This is a genomic window from Streptomyces sp. NPDC005866, assembly GCF_040629895.1.
GTDB lineage: Bacteria > Actinomycetota > Actinomycetes > Streptomycetales > Streptomycetaceae > Streptomyces.
The window spans coordinates 74,678-90,894 of sequence record NZ_JBEXWP010000024.1; the positions used below are offsets into that span (position 1 = coordinate 74,678).

At 70.0% G+C, this 16,217-nt stretch carries 15 protein-coding genes; 10 read left to right on the forward strand and 5 right to left on the reverse strand.

All coding sequences use genetic code 11. The features are described from left to right. The first annotated feature begins 10 nt into the window (after positions 1 to 10). From ABZ396_RS30215 to ABZ396_RS30225, 3 genes are all read left to right on the forward strand, one after another. On the forward strand, positions 11 to 466 hold the full coding sequence (locus ABZ396_RS30215) for a PH domain-containing protein (RefSeq protein ID WP_358924541.1): 456 nt from the start codon (positions 11 to 13) through the stop codon (positions 464 to 466). Between the two features lie 256 nt (positions 467 to 722). After that, positions 723 to 2,051 carry a hemolysin family protein gene (locus tag ABZ396_RS30220; protein WP_358924543.1) on the forward strand — a complete coding sequence of 443 codons (1,329 nt, stop codon included), beginning with the start codon at positions 723 to 725 and terminating at the stop codon, positions 2,049 to 2,051. Further along, the gene (locus ABZ396_RS30225) at positions 2,048 to 3,136 is read left to right on the forward strand and encodes a hemolysin family protein (protein WP_358924545.1); all 1,089 of its coding nucleotides are present in this window, start codon (positions 2,048 to 2,050) and stop codon (positions 3,134 to 3,136) included. Before ABZ396_RS30220 ends, ABZ396_RS30225 begins: the two co-directional genes overlap by 4 nt. A 94-nt stretch (positions 3,137 to 3,230) precedes the next feature. Here the strand turns inward: ABZ396_RS30225 and ABZ396_RS30230 are convergent, their stop codons facing one another. Then, entirely contained in the window at positions 3,231 to 5,090 is a 1,860-nt protein-coding gene (locus tag ABZ396_RS30230; RefSeq protein WP_358924546.1) for an AAA family ATPase, read from the reverse strand. 593 nt (positions 5,091 to 5,683) lie between these two features. Then, positions 5,684 to 6,361, reverse strand: coding sequence for a hypothetical protein (locus tag ABZ396_RS30235; RefSeq protein ID WP_358924548.1), 678 nt, complete (start codon positions 6,359 to 6,361; stop codon positions 5,684 to 5,686). A 204-nt stretch (positions 6,362 to 6,565) separates the two neighbouring features. On the opposite strand from ABZ396_RS30235, the gene ABZ396_RS30240 reads away from it, so the two are divergent. From ABZ396_RS30240 to ABZ396_RS30260, 5 genes are all read left to right on the forward strand, one after another. Further along, positions 6,566 to 7,522: a hypothetical protein gene (locus tag ABZ396_RS30240; RefSeq protein WP_358924550.1), complete on the forward strand. Its 957-nt coding sequence runs from the start codon at positions 6,566 to 6,568 to the stop codon at positions 7,520 to 7,522. A 36-nt stretch (positions 7,523 to 7,558) separates the two neighbouring features. Further along, complete coding sequence (locus ABZ396_RS30245; protein ID WP_358924552.1) at positions 7,559 to 9,100, forward strand: amino acid permease; 1,542 nt, start codon at positions 7,559 to 7,561, stop codon at positions 9,098 to 9,100. 182 nt (positions 9,101 to 9,282) lie between these two features. Continuing rightward, positions 9,283 to 10,662, forward strand: coding sequence for a peptidase C39 family protein (locus ABZ396_RS30250; RefSeq protein ID WP_358924554.1), 1,380 nt, complete (start codon positions 9,283 to 9,285; stop codon positions 10,660 to 10,662). 96 nt (positions 10,663 to 10,758) lie between these two features. Further along, positions 10,759 to 10,899 carry an SCO1431 family membrane protein gene (locus tag ABZ396_RS30255; RefSeq protein WP_358924556.1) on the forward strand — a complete coding sequence of 47 codons (141 nt, stop codon included), beginning with the start codon at positions 10,759 to 10,761 and terminating at the stop codon, positions 10,897 to 10,899. Positions 10,900 to 10,964: 65 nt separating this feature from the next. Continuing rightward, a complete protein-coding gene (locus tag ABZ396_RS30260; protein ID WP_358924558.1) occupies positions 10,965 to 11,624 on the forward strand; it encodes a TetR/AcrR family transcriptional regulator in 660 nt (219 codons plus the stop codon). A gap of 58 nt (positions 11,625 to 11,682) precedes the next feature. On the opposite strand, the gene ABZ396_RS30265 is transcribed toward ABZ396_RS30260, so the two are convergent. Then, a complete protein-coding gene (locus tag ABZ396_RS30265; RefSeq protein ID WP_358924560.1) occupies positions 11,683 to 12,924 on the reverse strand; it encodes a glycoside hydrolase family 18 protein in 1,242 nt (413 codons plus the stop codon). A gap of 330 nt (positions 12,925 to 13,254) precedes the next feature. Here ABZ396_RS30265 and ABZ396_RS30270 point away from each other — a divergent pair, with 330 nt between their 5' ends. Continuing rightward, positions 13,255 to 14,427, forward strand: a complete 1,173-nt coding sequence (locus ABZ396_RS30270; RefSeq protein WP_358924595.1) for an acyl-CoA dehydrogenase family protein — start codon at positions 13,255 to 13,257, stop codon at positions 14,425 to 14,427. On the opposite strand, the gene ABZ396_RS30275 is transcribed toward ABZ396_RS30270, so the two are convergent. Beyond that, on the reverse strand, positions 14,390 to 14,632 hold the full coding sequence (locus ABZ396_RS30275) for a hypothetical protein (protein WP_358924562.1): 243 nt from the start codon (positions 14,630 to 14,632) through the stop codon (positions 14,390 to 14,392). The two genes, ABZ396_RS30270 and ABZ396_RS30275, sit on opposite strands and share 38 nt — an antisense overlap. Before the next feature lie 285 nt (positions 14,633 to 14,917). Then, positions 14,918 to 15,376: a hypothetical protein gene (locus ABZ396_RS30280; RefSeq protein WP_358924564.1), complete on the reverse strand. Its 459-nt coding sequence runs from the start codon at positions 15,374 to 15,376 to the stop codon at positions 14,918 to 14,920. Between the two features lie 267 nt (positions 15,377 to 15,643). On the opposite strand from ABZ396_RS30280, the gene ABZ396_RS30285 reads away from it, so the two are divergent. Then, a complete protein-coding gene (locus ABZ396_RS30285; protein WP_004002750.1) occupies positions 15,644 to 16,084 on the forward strand; it encodes an Lrp/AsnC family transcriptional regulator in 441 nt (146 codons plus the stop codon). Positions 16,085 to 16,217 lie beyond the last annotated feature (133 nt).

Consider the following 16,217-nt stretch of genomic DNA (forward strand, 5'->3'; position numbering starts at 1 on the left):
GCCGCGAGAGATGTCAGAGCTTCCTTCCCTTCCCGTCACCTTCCGGCCGGGCCTCACTCGCGTGATCCTGCTCACCGCGGGCGTCGCCATCTTCGTCACCATCTCCGGGATCGCGCTGCTCCTTGAGCAGCTCGGCCCGGGGGAGAAGCTCAGCTTCGTCATCACCGGCGCGCTGATCTTCTGGGTGCTGGCCCAGCTTGCCCGGGTGAAGGTGGTCGCCGACGAGTCCGGGGTCACCGTCGTCAACATCGCCGGCAAGCGGCGTCTGGAGTGGGCGGAGATCCTCCAGGTGAACCTCCGCCCGGGTGACCCGTGGGTGTTCCTGAACCTCAGCGACGGCACCAGCCTGCCCGCGCTCGGCATCCAGCCGGGCATCGCCAAGAAACGCGCCATCGCCGACGCCAAGGCCCTGCGGGCCCTCGCCGAGGCCCACGCGATCCACGGCCCCGAGCAGCACCAGGGCTGAAATCACGCAACTTCGGGGCCACCTCCAGGTCGTCGACCCTGCCGTAGTGGCCCCTGTCTTGATTAATCTGTTGGTGGAGGCTTTTCACGTCCCGCCTCCACCCCTGTCGCGCGCCCGGCGCACAGGGGTTCCTGCTAACCGAGGAGTGACCCTCTCCGGCGATGGACGGATCGTCCTGTAGTACCTGCGCCGCCCCCTCCCGACATACCGCGGACCGCCTTTTCGAAGTCCGCGAAGCTTCGGAGGCGGTGGCATCATGACCACCCCCCTGCTGCTCCTGGCAGCCGCGTTCCTGCTCATCCTCGCCAACGGTTTCTTCGTGGCCGCCGAGTTCGGCCTGGTGACCGTCGAGCGACCCGAAGCCGAGAAAGCCGCCGCCGACGGTGACAAGCGCGCCGGTACGGTTGTCGAATCGCTGAAGGAACTCTCCTTCCAGCTCTCCGGCACCCAGCTCGGCATCACCATCACCTCCCTGGTCGTCGGCATGCTCGCCGAACCGGCACTGGCCGAGCTGCTGCGCGGCCCGCTCACCGTGAGCGGCCTCCCCGACGGCGCTGTTTCCGGCATCGCCGTCGTCGTCGGCATGCTGCTCGCCTCGGCGATCCAGATGGTGATCGGCGAACTCGTCCCCAAGAACTGGGCGGTCTCCAAGCCGCTCCAGGTCGCGCGCTTCGTCGCCGGCCCGCAGGCCCGGTTCTCGCGCCTGTTCCGCCCGGTGATCGCCGCGCTGAACACGGTCGCCAACCGGCTCGTCCGCGCCCTGGGCGTCGAACCCACCGCGGAACTGGCCTCCGCCCGCACCCCGGGCGAGCTCGTCTCCCTGGCCCGGCACTCCGCCCAGGCCGGCGCGCTTGAGCAGGACACGGCCGACCTGTTCGTGCGCACCCTGTCCCTGGGCGAGCTGACCGCGCAGCACGTCATGACCCCCCGAGTGAAGGTCAGCGCGCTCCAGGACACGGCGACCGCCGAGGACGTGGTCAATCTCACGCGTGCCACCGGCCTGTCCCGCTTCCCGGTCTACCGGGAGAAGATCGACGAGATCGTCGGCATGGCCCACCTCAAGGACGCCCTGGCGGTCTCGGTCCAGGACCGGCTGCGCACCCCGGTCGGCCGCATCGCCCGCAAGGCCCTGCTGGTCCCCGAGACGCTCCCGGTCCAGCCCCTCCTCGCCCGGCTCCGCTCCGAGCAGCCCATCGCCGTCGTCGTCGACGAGTACGGCGGTACGGCCGGCGTGGTCACCCTGGAGGACATCGTCGAGGAACTCGTCGGCGAGGTCCGCGACGAGCACGACAGCCCGGATGCGCCGGAACTCGCTGCGGCCCCGCCGCAGGACGGCAGGCCCGCGTGGGACGTCGACGGCAGTGTGCGCGTCGACATCCTCCAGCGGATAGGCCTCGATGTGCCCGAGGGCCCGTACGAGACGGTCGCCGGCCTGGTCGCCGACCTCCTCGGCCGGATCCCGGCGCCCGGCGACCGTGCCGAGCTGCCCGGCTGGCGGCTGTCGGTACGCCGGGTCGGCCACTACCGCGCCGAGCGGGTCCGCCTGGTCCGCACCGCCCCCGCCGTCGCGGAGGCCGTCCGATGAGCGTGCTGCAACTGGTCTTCGCCGCGCTGCTGGTGCTCGCCAACGGCTTCTTCGTCGGCGCGGAGTTCGCCCTGGTGTCCGTCCGCCGCAGCCAGATCGAACCGCTGGGCACGGCCAGGGCCCGCCAGGTCCTCTACGGCCTGGAACGGCTCCCGCAGATGATGGCCGCGGCCCAGTTCGGCATCACCGTCTGCTCGCTGACGCTGGGCGCGGTGGCCGAGCCGACGGTGGCGCACCTGCTGGAGCCGGTGTTCGAGGGGGTGGGTCTGCCGGAGGGCATGGTCCACCCGCTGGGCTATGTGATCGCGCTGGCCGGAGTCGTCTTCTTCCACCTCGTCATCGGCGAGATGGTGCCGAAGAACCTGGCGATGGCGGCGCCCGAGAAGGCGGCGCTGTGGCTGAGCCCCGGCCTGGTGGCGTTCGCCCGCGTGTGCCGGCCGATCACGGTCGCCCTGGGCGCCTGTGCCCAGGGCATCCTCAAGCTCTTCCGCGTGGAGCCGAAGGACGAGGTCGAGGCCGTCGTCACCAGCGAGCAGCTCAACCGTCTGCTTGAGGACTCCGGCCAGGCGGGCCTGCTCGACCCCGAGGAACAGGAGCGGCTGGAGGACGCGCTGGAACTGGGCTCCCGCCCGGTGACGGACGTGCTCCTGCGACGCGAGTCGCTGATCACGGTCCCCCCGTCGGTCACCCCGGGCCAGATCGTGGAACTCACCGCCCGCACCGGCTACTCCCGTTTCCCGGTCGCCGCCGAGTCCGGCGCCTTCATGGGCTATGTGCATGTGAAGGACGTACTCGACCTGGAGGAATCGGACCGGGCGGTACCGCAACAGATATGGCGCCCGATGACGACCCTACGGGCCGAGCTGCCCCTGGACGACGCGCTGACGGTGATGCGCCGAGCGGCGACGCACCTCGCGCAGGTGGCCGACGGCAAGGGCAGGGTGCTGGGGCTGGCGGCACTGGAGGACGTGCTGGAACTGCTGGTGGGCGAGGTGACGGACCCGGCGCACCGGGATCATCCGGCCGCGCCGAGAACACCGGAGCCGCGGGTGAGCGGGGAGCCGGAGGAAGTGGCGGTGGGCTGAGCACCACGGGGAACTGCGGGCCGGCTGCGGCTGGTCGCGCAGTTCCCCGCGCCCCTGAGGGGGCGCTTCCCAGCCGTGTTCCACCCGTCCGCGCCTAAATACCGGCCGGATCCTGCGGCCCCCGCCCCGACAGGACCTCCCCGTACGCCTGCATCAGATCCGGCAGTCGCAACGTCGCCAGATCGTCCCTCGACAGCACGCCCGGATAGGCCGACAACCGCAGATCCCGGTACGCACAGCTCTTCTCGTACAGCGTCCGCAGGAACCGCCCGTTGCCCAGCTCGTCGATCCACCCCTGATCGACCACGTGCCCGGCGATCGACCGCAGTTCGTCCAGTGCCTCCTCGTCCCACGCGTCACCGTTCTCCGCGGCCAGCACCTCGCCGATCGAGGTCAGCTCAAGGGGGCGGTAGGAGGGAAAGTCCACGCGGGTCGTGAAACGGGAGGAGAGCCCGGGGTTGGCGGCCAGCAGGCGGTCCATGCCCTCCGGGTAGCCGGCCAGGATCACCACCAGGTGGTCGCGGTTGTCCTCGGCCCTCTTCAGCAGCACCTGCAGCGCCTCGTCGCCGTACGCGTCCCCCTTGCCGTAGCCGGAGTTCGACAGCGAGTAGGCCTCGTCGACGAAGAGGACACCGCCGATGGCGGAATCGATCAGCTCGTTGGCCTTCACGGCGGTCTGGCCGAGGTACTCGCCCACCAGATCGGCCCGCTGCGCCTCCACCAGGTGGTCCCCGCCCAGCAGCCCCAGCGCGTAGAACACCCGCCCGAGAATCCGGGCGACCGTGGTCTTCCCGGTGCCCGATGGCCCGGAGAAGACGAAGTGGCGTTTCGGCGGCTGCACCGGCAGACCCTGCCCGGCCCGCAACCGGGCCATGTTCAACTGTGCGGACAGCGCCTTGACCTGCCGCTTCACGGGCTCCAGTCCGACCATGCGCTCCAGTTCGGCGAGCGCCTCCTCGAGTAACGCGGGGTCGGTCGGCCCGGCCGGCAGCGGAGGCGACGGTACGACCTTCTCGCGCGCCGCCGGATCGACCACCGACGGCATCGCCCCGGCCGGCGGCTCCGACTCCCCGAGCCGCAGATCGCGCCCCTCCGTGCCGAAGAGCGGGTCGAGCATGTCCGGCCCGTCCACGACGTCCTGCCCGGCGCCGGTGAGCGTGATCGCCGCGAGGTCGGCGGTGTCGTCGTAGCCGTCGCCCTCGGCGATCGCGGCCAGCCGTGCCGAGGTGTCCATGAACGCGGGGTCGACCCGGTGCACCGCCCGGTACAGCGGGAGTGCGGCGGCACTGCGCCCGGTGCCCTCGTGTGCGCGCGCCAGCCAGTAGCGCAGTTCCTTGCGCTGCGGCTGCTCGCTGCGGCAGCGCATCAGGGCCGCCGAGAGCAGCGGTTCGGCCTGGCCGTACATCTCGAGACGGACCCGGGCCATGCCGCCGAAGAGCCCCGCCTCGATGCCGAGCATGGGATCGTCGAGGAGCGGGTCGGTGTGCCGTACCAATTGCTCCCAGTCCTTGACCAGGTAGGCCCGGCAGGCGTGCAGGAAGCGGACCTGGGGGTCGGCGTCCACGGGCGGCAGCCCGGCGAGGGCCCGGTCGAGTTCCGGGACGTGCCGGCCGTCCAGCCAGTGCGAGGTGTGGGCGAGGAGGAGATCGCGCGGGTTCTCCAGTACCGGCTGCACCCACCAGCCCAGCCAGTACCAGGAGTTGAGCGCGCGGCGGTGCCGGGCGCGCTGTTCGCCGAAGCGGTCCCGGTGCCGGAACATCCTGAGCAGCGCGGTCGTCGTGTCGACGCGCAGCGCGTGCAGCCCGAGCCAGGCGTCGGCCATCCCGGGATCCATCCGTACCGCGGCGCGGAACTCCTCCTCCGCCTGCGGATAGGCGCCCATCGTGCAGGCGTCCACGCCTCGCAGCCAGGCGAGGTCGGCCGGGGCCTCGGGGCCCTGCGTGCCGAAATCCATCACGTCCCCCACAAACCGTGCCCCCGTGGTTCAGGGGATGTCAGGTGGATCAGGCCGGGCTCGCGGGCCCTGGTACGCGTATCTGCGGTGATGTCGTCGGTCGCCGACGCTCCGCGTCGACTCCCTCCTCCGCCTTGCGGCTGCACGCACCAGACCCCGCTCCTTGATCCGGCCTGATCCACCTGACACCCCCTCCGCCCCCGGGCTCCCCCCGATGGCCGCCGTTGGCCGAACCGCTGTGCCGCGGACCGGAGTTGCAGGTGCGAGAAGCAGCCGTTCGAAGGTCGCACCGAGGGCATCGTACCTGCGGTTCCACCGCCCCCGAAGGGTGCCGCACAGGCCGTTTGGCGAGGTGGGAGCAGAACGGGCGCACACCGCTCGGTGACCGAGGGTGAGCGGGGAAGTGCACGCGGCACACACAAAAGGGGTAAAGGGCAGAACGAAGCCCCCGATCACGGGGGAACAACCGGGGGCTTCGCGTCTGTGGGGCGGCTCCCAAAGGCCGCACATTGAGAACGTAAGTCCTGTACGGCCCACCGGTCAAGCCGAGTTGAGGTACTGAGGCAACTTCTCGCAGGCGGGCCTTCACGGGTTCAGCACACTGCCGACGGCCCATCACGGTGAGTGACCATTTGGTCCGGTCCAATGGACTTCGCGGGCCCCGGAAGCACCTCGTACCCCTTCTGTGACTGTGTCACCAGAAGGTCTGCGTACGGCCTTGAGAGGTCCTCGCTGAAGTGTGCGCGTTCCGCCCTGACCCACTCGACCCAGAAGTCCCGTTGCTCGCCGCCGTCCCGCAGTCTGCCCCGGGTCCAGGACTCCTCGCGCGGCACCTCCATCCACAGCAGCCGCGCCAGGAACGGGCGCAGCGCCCGCCGGCCCGCGCCGACGCCCTCGACGAGGATCACGGGGGCCGGCGGCAGCGGGCGGGGTGGGCCGAAGGTGCGGGCACGCCAGTCGTAGGGCGCGTAGTACGCGCTCTCGCCGCGGCCGAGTGGCTCGATCACCTCGGTCAGCAGCCGGCCGGTCCAGGCGAACAGCTCCTCGTGGCTGGCGATGTCGTCGAGGTGGAGCACCGGCGCCCCGCCCAGCGCGGTGGCCAACTGCCCGGCGAAGGTGGTCTTTCCGGAGCCGGCGTGCCCGTCGACGCCGACGAGGCGGACCGGGCCGCAGGAGGGCGGCAGGCCCTGGAGCGCGGAGGCGAGACGGTGAATGACGATTCCCGAGGTGTGCTGAGGTGTGGCGCGGTGTGGTCTGTTTTCCGGAAACATTCTAGTAGTGCGGCCCATAGCGGGCGTTTACGGCCCTGGAAAAGTAGCAGCTTGAACTAGTTTCGAGCCGTTCTCCACCGGCCCCGTTAATATTTCCGACCCGCTGACCGATATGTCGAAATCGAGCGTTCCCGGTGCGGCCGCCGCTGAGTAGGCTGCCTTGTGCGCGACTGCGAAGCATCGAACGGGGACGGACAGGGGAAGATGGCCGCGGAGTTATTCGAGGGGCAGTACGTATGGCATCCGGCGGCCGATGACCGCTTGCTCGCGAGCGTATGCGTGGATGTGCGCGCCGGAAGATATCGCAGCACCCACGAGGCACTGGCCGAGACGCGCGCCGACTTAGCCCTGCGCGCCCACCGCTCCCTGGTTCTTGCCTCCGAGGCGGCCGGCACCGATCTGGTCGAGCGCTGGCTGGCCGAGGAGCCGAGCCCCGAGTCCGCGCTGATGTGGGCCCGGGTGGCCGTGCAGCGGGCGATCCGGGCGGCCGACGCCCGCGACGAGCGTGCCGAGGCGCTGGAGCGGATCGCCCTCGCCGCCTGCGAACGGGCCACCGCCATGGACCCCGCCGACCCCACACCCTGGGCCGCCAAGCTGGCCATGGCCCGGCTGCACCGCCCGCACGACCCCGCCCCCAGCGGCCTGCTGACCTCTCCGCCCGGCCCCTGGCGGCTGTTCGCGCACACCCTCGGACTCGACCCCTGGCACCGCGAGGCCCACCACCGCTTCCTGTCCTTCTTCTTCACCCGCTACGGCGGTTCGGTCAACGCCGCCTGGGACGTCGCCGCCTTCCTCGCCCAGCGGGCCCCCGCTGACTCGGCGGTACGGCTGCTGCCCCTGGTCGCGCTGGTGGAGAGCCACAACCCCACCCAGCTGCTCGCGGAGCGGGTCTGGGAACAGCCCCAGTGGCGCTCCACCGCGCTGTCGATTTACCACAACTGGCTGCCCACGGTGGCCGGATACCGCTTCACCCCGGTGCTCGACCTGGCCTACCTCGCACACGCGCTGGTCATGGCCCAGCGTGCGTTCGAGGCCCGGGCGGTCTTCACGGCCATGGGACGGTACGCCTCGCGGATGCCCTGGAGCGTCTTCGGCGAGCCCGCCGACCAGCTCTCCCGGGCCCGCCGCACCTGCGGCCTGCCCGTGCCGGGAAGTGCCTGACCCTGCTCCTCCTCCTGCGAAGAGAAAGGCAGCTCCATGTCGGAACGGATTTCGACCCCCCGGGCGAAAGCCCACGGCACAGCGGATCCGAGCGCGCTCGACGATGACGCGACCCTGCACGCGATGGGGTATCCGCGGAAACTCACCCGCCGATTCCAGGCGTTCGACAATTTCGCGATCTCTTTCACCATCATCAACATAGTCTCGGGTATTTTCTCGTCCTTCGGGTTCGGTATGAACGCCGGTGGCCCCCGCATTCTCGTGTTCGGCTGGATCGGCGTCTGCGTGATGGTGCTGTGCATCGGCGCCGCCATGGCAGAAGTCGCCTCCGCCTATCCGACGAGCGGCGCACTGTATTTCTCCGCCGGTAAGCTCGCCAAACGGCACAAGGGCGCCTGGTCCTGGTACACGGGCTGGCTGAACTTCGTGGGCCAGATCGGCGGCACGGCCGCCACCGGATACGCGGCCGCGACCTTCATCCAGGCCTTCGTCGCCCTGCAGTGGCCCTCGTACACGCCGACCGCCCACCAGACGGTCCTGATCACGGCCCTGATCATCGTGGTCCAGGGGCTCGCCAACACCTACACCGTGCAACTCGTCGCCCTGCTGAACCGGATTTCCGTGTGGTGGCTGCTGATCGGACTCGTGGTGATCGTGAGCACACTGACCGTGATGCCCGACCATCATCAGTCGGCGTCCTTCGTGACGCATTTCGTGAACAACACCGGTTTCACCAACGGTCTTTACGGCGGCATGCTCGGCCTGCTGGTCACCAGCTGGACGTTCACCGGCTTCGACGGCAGCTTCCACATGTCCGAGGAAACGGTCCGGGCGACCGTGAACGCCCCCAGGGGGATCATCCGCTCGATCGGCTATTCGGCGATCACCGGCCTAGTCCTGATGCTCGCGCTGGTGTACAGCATCGGCGACTACGACAAGGTGGCGAGCTCTTCCGCCCCGCCCGTGCAGATTCTCATCGACGGGCTCGGCATGGCCTGGGCCAAGGCGATGCTGCTCGTCGTCATCGGCTCCATGCTCTTCTGCGGCCTCGCCAACCTCACCAGCAACACCCGGCAGATCTTCGCCTTCTCCCGTGACGGCGCCATGCCCGGCTCCCGCCTCTGGCACTCGGTCTCGCCCCGCACCCGTACCCCCGTGAAGGCCGTATGGCTCGCGGTGGCCTGCTCTCTCGCCCTGGTCGTGCCGGGCTGGTGGTCGCACACGGCGTTCACCGCGATCGTCAGCGTCAACGTCGTCGGGTTGTTCCTCGCCTACGCCGTGCCGGTGTTCCTGCGGCTGCGCCTCGGCGACGCGTTCCAGCCGGGGCCATGGAACCTGGGCCGCTGGAGCAAGCCGGTCGGCTGGCTGGCCGTGACCTGGATCCTGCTGAGCAGCGTTCTGTTCATGCTGCCGCAGGCCTCACCGATCACGGTCGACACCTTCAACTATGCGCCGATCGCCCTGGCCGTCGTCCTGTTCGTGGCCACGGCCTGGTGGTTCGCCACCGCCCGCCGCCGCTTCCAGGGCCCGGTCAGCTACGGCCGCCCCGACGAGGTCGCCGCGATGGACCTCATCTGACGCCCCTGAAGGAGGCCCCGGCCAGTCCCTGAGGGCGCCGGGGCCCTTTCAGCGGACGAGACCAATATTGGTGGGCGTGGCATGGGCGGAAGTGCTGGCAGGGGCATGCCGCCTGCTCCATAGTTGGCGCAAAGTCTCGCACCGGACCAGCAGCGTCGCGCACACCTGGGGGTCTCCCAGCCATGAGCACAGCCGAACAGCCGTCCCGCAGAACCGTTCTGGCCGCCGCGGCCTCCGTCGCGGCAGCCGCCGTGGCCCAGGCAGTGGTCCCCGCCGTCCCCGCGGCCGCGGCGCCGGAGACCGATACCGACGACACCGGCCGGGCCCAGACCCGTCCGGTCGACCACCACTCGTGGACCACCTACAGCGACTGGCGGACCGGCACCGCCAAGGGCGCCCGGGCCGTCGCCGGGCGCCGCCCCGGCGTGGTGATCGGCACCCCCGCCGGCACCACCCCCTACACCGACCCTCACACCGGCACCACCGCCACCTGGGAGTACGCCTCCTGGACCGGCCCGGTGCACCGGCTCACCGTGCCCGCCACCGAGGCCATCGCCTCCTGGAACGCGGACACCCCGGCCGGCACCTGGATCCAGGTCGAACTGCACGGCACCTACTCCGACGGCACCGCGACCCCCTGGTATGTGATGGGCCGCTGGGCGGCCGGCGACCAGGACATCAAACGGACCTCGGTGGACGGCCAGACGGACGGCAGGAGCACCATCTGGACGGACACCTTCGCCATCGACGACGCCACCACCGGCCTGCGTCTCACGTCGTACCAGCTGCGCCTGACCCTCTACCGCAAGCCCGGCACCGACCTCACCCCGACCGTCTGGCGGCTCGGCGCCATGGGCTCGGACATCCCGGACCGCTTCACCGTCCCGGCTTCCACCCCGGGGCTGGCCCAGGAGCTGAAGGTCCCGCGCTACTCGCAGGAGATCCACAAGGGCCAGTACCCCCAGTACGACAACGGCGGCGAGGCCTGGTGCAGCCCCACCTCCTCGCAGATGATCGTCGAGTACTGGGGCGGCCGGCTCACCCCCGCGCAACTGGCCTGGGTGGACCCGTCGTACGCCGACCCCCAGGTCTGCCACGCGGCCCGCCACACCTACGACTACCAGTACGCGGGCTGCGGCAACTGGCCGTTCAACGCCGCGTACGCCGCCACGTACAAGGATCTCCAGGGCGTGATAACGCGACTGGGCTCGCTGACCGACCTGGAGACGCTGATCGCGGCCGGTATCCCGGCCATAACGTCCCAGTCGTTCCTCGCGTCAGAGCTGACGGGCGCCGGATACGGCACCTCCGGTCACCTGATGACCGTCATCGGCTTCACCGCGGACGGCGACGTGATCGCCAACGACCCTGCCTCGCCCAGCGACGACGCGGTCCGACGGGTCTATCTGAGGCGGGAATTCGAAAATATCTGGCTGCGCACCAAGCGCTACAACGCCGCCGGCAAGGTCACCTCCGGCACCGGAGGCGTCTGCTACCTGTACTTCCCGGCCTGCCCGACCCCAAGACAGCTCACGGCGCTCGCGGCGGTGGGCGTGCGCTGACCAGGCACGACGGCGGCCCCCGTAGGGACCGGGGGCCGCTTTCCTGTGACCAAGCTCTCGGCCGCAAAAGCCGCAATCGATGGCATGGTGGACTACATGACCACGCACTCCGCCACCGCCGCCCGCGCCCGTACCGGCGGTCCCAAGGACGACGGCCCGAAGGCCCTGGAGCACATCATGGGCTGGACCCTTGTCGTGGTCATCGCCATGCTGGTGACCCAACTCGGGCTGCTGTGACCTGACCCACTATCCCGCCTGGCATACTGCGGAGGTCCCACAGCCCGCTGAGACCAGGGTCTGAATTGAATATCAGTGAACAACGTGCCGCCGCCCGTCCCCGGGCGCGCGGCACCGAGCGTTCCGTGGCCCGTCGTGCCGAACTCATCGCCATCGGGCGGAAGTTGTTCGCCGACACCTCGTACGACGCGCTCTCCATGGACGACATCGCCAAGCAGGCGCATGTCGCCAAAGGGCTGATCTACTACTACTTCCAGTCCAAGCGCGGTTACTACCTGGCGATCATCCAGGACTCCGTCGCCGACCTGGTCACCTACGCCGCGAGCGGCCTGGAACTGCCCCAGGTGGACCGCGTCCACCGCACCATCGACAGCTATCTGCGTTACGCCGAGCACCACCAGGCCGCGTACCGCACGATCGTCAGCGGCGGCGTCGGCTTCGACACCGAGGTGCACGCCATCCGGGACGGGGTGCGCGCGGCGATCATCGCGACCATCGCCGAGGGCGCCTACGGCCGCAGCGACATCGCCCCGCTCGCCAGGATGGGCCTGCTCGCCTGGCTGTGCAGCGTGGAGGGCGCCACCCTGGACTGGATCGCCCGCCCCGGACTCTCCCGCGACACCATGCGCGAGTTGCTGGTGAAGACGCTGGGCGGCACCATGCGCGCCATTGAGGAACTGGACCCGGCCTACCGCGCCCCGGCCCCGGCCCGCCGGGACCCCTGACATGTACAAGGGGCGGAGGTCTCGTGGAACCCCCGCCCCAAGTCCCCCGTGACCGGGGTCAGTTGATGGCCCTGATCAGCTCACCGTTGGCGGTGTCGCCGCTCAGCTCCCAGAAGAAGGTGCCGCCCAGGCCCTGCTGGTTCTTGTACGTCATCTTGGTCGCGATGGTCGCCGGGGTGTCGTAACTCCACCAGTCGCTGCCGCACTTGGCGTACGCCGTGCCGCCCACCGTGCCGGTCGCCGGGCACTTGGCCTTGAGCACCTTGTAGTCGTCGATGCCCTGCTCGTACGTCCCCGCAGCCGGGCCGGTCGCCGTGCCGCCGGGGGCCGCCTGGGTCACCCCGGTCCAGCCGCGGCCGTAGAAGCCGATGCCGAGCAGCAGCTTGGACGCCGGGACGCCGAGGCCCCTCAGCTTGGCGATCGTCGCCGATGTGTGGAAGTTCGCCTTCGGGATGCCCGAGTAGGAGTTCAGCGGCGAGTGCGGGGCCGTCGGTCCTGCCGCGTCCCAGGCGCCGAAGTAGTCGTACGTCATCGGGTTGTACCAGTCGACGTACTGCGCCGCGCCCGCGTAGTCGGCCGCGTCGATCTTGCCGCCGCTGCTCGCGTCGGCGGTGATCGCGGCCGTGACCGGCGCACTGATCCCGAACTTCGAGCGCAGGGCCGCCATCACGTTCCTGAACGCGTCACGGCCGCTGGTGTCACAGGTGTTCCCGCAGGCGTTCGGGTACTCCCAGTCGATGTCGATGCCGTCGAAGACACCGGCCCACTTGGAGTTCTTCACCAGGTCGTAGCAGGACTGGGCGAAGGCGGCCGGGTTCTTGGCGGCCTCGCCGAACCCGCTCGACCAGGTCCAGCCGCCGAACGACCAGAGGATCTTGAGGTTCGGGTGCTTCTTCTTCAGTTTCAGCAGCTGGTTGAAGTTGCCGCGCAGCGGCTGGTCCCAGGTGTCCGCGACCCCGTCCACCGACTCGGCGGCGGTGTAGGCGCGGTCGGTCGCGGCGTACGAGTCGCCCATCGCGCACTTGCCGCCGGTGACATTGCCGAAGGCGTAGTTGATGTGGGTGAGCTTCGCGGCCGAGCCGGAGGTCTCGACGTTCTTGACCAGGTACTTGCGGTCGTAGGTGCCCCATTCCGTGAAGTAGCCGACGACCTTCGAGCCGGCCTTCACCTGGGGAGCGGACGGGGCGGACGGGGCCGCTGCGGACGCCGTGCCCGCGCCGGCCAGCAGCCCGGCGCCGAGGACGGCACAACAGGCCGCGGACAGCAGCGCCCGGAACCGGGAGCGGTGAGGGGTGTGCATCGGGTGTCTCCTCCTGGGGGCGAGGGAACGCGCGCCGATTGGCATGAACGCGGTAAAGCGTTGGTCATGAACCCTAGGAGGACTAGACCAGTCGGGTCAATGGTTCGGACCAATTTCGGGGCGACCGAATGTTGACCTGGAATTCGAGAAGTAAGCGGTCGTTAACTGGTGACGGAAGGTCCCCGATCGGGCATACTCACTGCGCAGCCGCTGGTCAGGCAGCTTCCGTGACCCGGAAGCGTCCACCTCGGCCGCACTCGAAAGACAGGCGGAGCCGCCCCTACCCGACGGGCTGTGACCGCCGTGCCCGACAGGGAGGAGACCGACGCCATGTCCGACCGCGACCCGCAGCCGGTGGAGCGTCAACTGCCCACGGAAGAGGCGAGGGATCTGCTCTCGCTCGTCCGGGAGATCGCCCAGCGCGAGATCGCGCCCAAGGCGGCCGAGGAGGAGGACGCCGGACGCTTCCCGCGCGAGGTCTTCACCCTGCTCTCAGAGTCAGGCCTGCTCGGTCTGCCGTACGACTCCGAGTACGGCGGTGGCGACCAGCCCTACGAGGTCTACCTCCAGGTCCTGGAGGAGCTGGCCACGGCCCGTCTCACCGTCGGCCTCGGCGTCAGCGTGCACACGCTCGCGAGCTACGCGCTCGCCGCCTACGGCACCAAGCAGCAGCAGGTCGAGCACCTGCCCGCGATACTCGTCGGCGGCCTGCTCGGCGCCTACTGCCTGTCCGAGCCGTCCTCCGGCTCCGACGCGGCCTCCCTGCGCACCAAGGCGGTCAGGGACGGTGACGACTGGGTGATCAACGGCACCAAGGCCTGGATCACGCACGGCGGCATCGCCGACTTCTACACGGTCATGGCGCGCACCGGCGAGGAGGGCTCGCACGGGATCACCGCCTTCCTGGTCTCCGGTGACGCCGAGGGCCTGAGCGGCGGGGTGCCCGAGAAGAAGATGGGCATGAAGGGCTCGCCCACCGCCCAGGTCCACTTCGACGACGTCCGGGTCCCCGACGAGCGGCGCATCGGCGAGGCGGGCCAGGGCTTCGCCATCGCTCTGTCCGCACTGGACTCAGGCCGGCTCGGCATCGCGGCCTGCGCCATCGGCCTGGCCCGGGCGGCCCTGGACGAAGCGGTCGCCTACGCCACCGGACGGCGGCAGTTCGGGCACCCCATCGCCGACTTCCAGGGCCTGCGCTTCATGATCGCCGACATGGCCACCCAGATCGAGGCCGGCCGCGCCCTCTACCTCGCGGCCGCCCGGCTGCGCGACGCGGGCCGGCCGTTCGCCAAGCAGGCCGCCATGGCCAAGCTGCACTGCACCGACACCGCGATGAAGGTGACCACGGACGCCGTCCAGATACTGGGCGGCTACGGCTACACCGCCGACTTCCCGGTCGAGCGCTACATGCGCGAGGCCAAGGTCCTGCAGATCGTCGAGGGCACCAACCAGATCCAGCGGATGGTCATCGCCCGTCATGTGGCGGGACCGGAAAGTCGCTGAACTGCCCGCGGGAGACCGTCGGAGCCGCCAGCCTGACCCACTCGGGGTCATGGCGGCCCGGCAGGGTGCGGCCCCGGTCGGCCCAGGTGCGCATCAGGTCGCGGTAGATGGGCGGATCCTGCGGCACCGGAGACGGAACCGATTCTGCGGGCGGGGGCACGAAGATACGGCGCTGACGGCCGAGGGCGGAGTAGGTGGTCGTCATGCCCGGCCAACGCGGAGGCGCCCGCCCTGGTCACCGATCACCCGAATCGCGCGTGAGTTCGCGGACGTCCGGTCCCGGATCCGGCCCCTTCCTGTTTTTCTGACGTTCCGTCAGCCGTCTCCAGCCTTCGGGGAGGCCCGCCATGGCCGACGACCGTCCCGTACCGCTGTCGGCAGGCGTACTTCGGCGAGGTCGCTGTCCAGGCGGATCCGGACACGCTGATCACGCACCACGGCAGTCCGCGCGCCATGGTGCGGGGCAGCTACTGGGAGACGGTGCGGTGACTCAGGCAGCCTGACGGCCGACGGCACTGCCGCCGAGGCGCATCGCCGGTACGCGCATCGGGCGCGAGCCCGCGCCGCCGACGTGCGAGAAGGGCTGCGTCCGCCAGTCCAGACCCTGCGGGAGGGTGAGCAGGAGGGCGGTGTCCTGCTCCTGCGGCTCGACCGACTCGTCCGCGGACGGGGCCTCGGCCGCCGCACGGCCCGTACCGGCACAGACCGTCAGGCCGAACGGGTTCCACGGCGAGGCGCACAGCGCGTGCTCTGGCAGGTACTCCTCGTCCGCCAGCAGGGCGATGGGCTGCGCGCAGTCCGGGCAGATCACCCGGTACATCTCGAAGGTGTCGTAGGCGTCCAGTTCCTCGGCCTCGTAGAGGTCGGGTTCGACGCCCTCCGGCTCGGGCTCGACGACCAACTGCGGGCGCTTGGACGTGGTACGACCAGGGCGCTTAAGACTCTGCATGGGTAACTCCCCCTCGGGCTGGGCCGTAACGGCGCTGCGGCCTCGACCACAGCAAGCACTTCCCGTCCGATCTCGGCGGTAATCACGAGAACATCACGGAGCCCGTTCGCGGGCTGTGGCGTTCGTCACATGCCGCCCGCAGGTGCCCGGTGCGGGTTTTTTGTCCCTCGCGCGGCGCACAACCAGCACTCCGTGACATCACGAACCGGCCATGACCTGCGTCGCTGAGGTATCCCAGGAGATCAAGCGCACTGTAGTTTTTGCGCCATGGAGGAGCTGGACCGTCAAATCGTGCAGCTGCTCGTCAAGGACGGGCGGATGAGCTACACCGACCTGGGCAAGGCCACGGGCCTATCCACGTCGGCCGTGCACCAGCGGGTGCGCCGGCTGGAACAGCGTGGCGTCATCCGCGGATACGCCGCGGTCGTCGACCCGGAGGCCGTCGGGCTGCCCATGACGGCGTTCATCTCGGTGAAACCGTTCGATCCCAGCGCGCCCGACGACATCGCGGACCGGCTGGCCGGCGTCCCCGAGATCGAGGCCTGCCACAGCGTCGCGGGCGACGAGAACTACATCCTCAAGGTGCGGGTGGCGACCCCGCACGAACTGGAGGAGCTGCTGGCCAGGCTGCGCAGCCTGGCGGGCGTGTCCACGCGGACGACGGTGGTGCTGTCCACGCCGTACGAGGCGCGGCCGCCGCGCATTTGATCGCCGCCGAGGGGTGCGCCGCGGGCCTGTCGGTCGTGTGTCGGCTGTGGGTGATGCGTGGCTGGTCGCGTCCGCGCGGCGGAGCCGCAATTCGGATACGGCCCCGCGCCCGTTTGAGGCGCCTTCCGGGCGC

What these genes read in the sequence shown, in the direction of transcription:
- ABZ396_RS30215 (WP_358924541.1), top strand. Translation starts at nt 11, where the DNA reads ATGTCAGAGCTTCCTTCCCTTCCCGTCACCTTCCGGCCGGGCCTCACT.
- ABZ396_RS30220 (WP_358924543.1), top strand. Translation starts at nt 723, where the DNA reads ATGACCACCCCCCTGCTGCTCCTGGCAGCCGCGTTCCTGCTCATCCTC.
- ABZ396_RS30225 (WP_358924545.1), top strand. Translation starts at nt 2,048, where the DNA reads ATGAGCGTGCTGCAACTGGTCTTCGCCGCGCTGCTGGTGCTCGCCAAC.
- ABZ396_RS30230 (WP_358924546.1), bottom strand. Translation starts at nt 5,090, where the DNA reads ATGGATTTCGGCACGCAGGGCCCCGAGGCCCCGGCCGACCTCGCCTGG.
- ABZ396_RS30235 (WP_358924548.1), bottom strand. Translation starts at nt 6,361, where the DNA reads ATGTTTCCGGAAAACAGACCACACCGCGCCACACCTCAGCACACCTCG.
- ABZ396_RS30240 (WP_358924550.1), top strand. Translation starts at nt 6,566, where the DNA reads ATGGCCGCGGAGTTATTCGAGGGGCAGTACGTATGGCATCCGGCGGCC.
- ABZ396_RS30245 (WP_358924552.1), top strand. Translation starts at nt 7,559, where the DNA reads ATGTCGGAACGGATTTCGACCCCCCGGGCGAAAGCCCACGGCACAGCG.
- ABZ396_RS30250 (WP_358924554.1), top strand. Translation starts at nt 9,283, where the DNA reads ATGAGCACAGCCGAACAGCCGTCCCGCAGAACCGTTCTGGCCGCCGCG.
- ABZ396_RS30255 (WP_358924556.1), top strand. Translation starts at nt 10,759, where the DNA reads ATGACCACGCACTCCGCCACCGCCGCCCGCGCCCGTACCGGCGGTCCC.
- ABZ396_RS30265 (WP_358924560.1), bottom strand. Translation starts at nt 12,924, where the DNA reads ATGCACACCCCTCACCGCTCCCGGTTCCGGGCGCTGCTGTCCGCGGCC.
- ABZ396_RS30270 (WP_358924595.1), top strand. Translation starts at nt 13,255, where the DNA reads ATGTCCGACCGCGACCCGCAGCCGGTGGAGCGTCAACTGCCCACGGAA.
- ABZ396_RS30275 (WP_358924562.1), bottom strand. Translation starts at nt 14,632, where the DNA reads ATGACGACCACCTACTCCGCCCTCGGCCGTCAGCGCCGTATCTTCGTG.
- ABZ396_RS30280 (WP_358924564.1), bottom strand. Translation starts at nt 15,376, where the DNA reads ATGCAGAGTCTTAAGCGCCCTGGTCGTACCACGTCCAAGCGCCCGCAG.
- ABZ396_RS30285 (WP_004002750.1), top strand. Translation starts at nt 15,644, where the DNA reads ATGGAGGAGCTGGACCGTCAAATCGTGCAGCTGCTCGTCAAGGACGGG.